The organism is Rhizobium sp. PRIMUS64, assembly GCF_023006465.1.
Classification (GTDB): Bacteria; Pseudomonadota; Alphaproteobacteria; order Rhizobiales; family Rhizobiaceae; genus Rhizobium; species Rhizobium leguminosarum.
Genome location: NZ_JALBGX010000333.1, coordinates 1 through 547, shown reverse-complemented (window position 1 = coordinate 547; position 547 = coordinate 1). Strand labels below are relative to the sequence as shown.

Annotated in this window: 1 pseudogene; it reads left to right on the top strand. The window is 67.6% G+C overall.

The window, feature by feature from the left end:
- Window positions 1–547, top strand: a pseudogene (locus tag MOV76_RS39430) (hemagglutinin); the annotation flags it as partial.

Genomic DNA, 547 nt, shown 5'->3' with positions numbered 1-547 from the left:
AAGGCCAGCCTGCTCGCCAGCCTCGGCAAGCGGCTGCTGCCCGGCAAGAAAGCCGAGAGCCGGGCGAGCGAACGTCCGATGATCGACCCCGCGCCGTCGATCGATCCCACCGACGTGGTGCCGACGGATGCTGCGAACGAATTGCTCGAGCCGGGCTCGGGCGCACCTGACGTGAAGAAGATCCTTGAGCGGGTTCGCGCCAGCCAGAGTGCGGCACGCGGCAAACCTGCCGGCGAAACCGATCGCGCCGATTACATCGCTGCTGCGCGCCGTGCGGCGCAGGCGGCCGCGATGGAGGTGGATGCCAATCCGAAGCAGCCAGCCGTCAAGGCCGAGAAGAAAGGCGCGACCGCCGACAAGGGCGGCAAGGCTTCTGACAAGACAGGTAAAACCAGCGCCTTTTCGCGCTACCGGCGGCCGATCCTGCTGGCGGTCGGCGCCGTGCTGCTCGCCATCATGGCCTTTCCACTTGCCCGAACGCTGACGAGCGGCGAGCGCGCGCCGCAGCCGCGCATCGATCTCATGGCCGGCATCTTCGATTTCGACC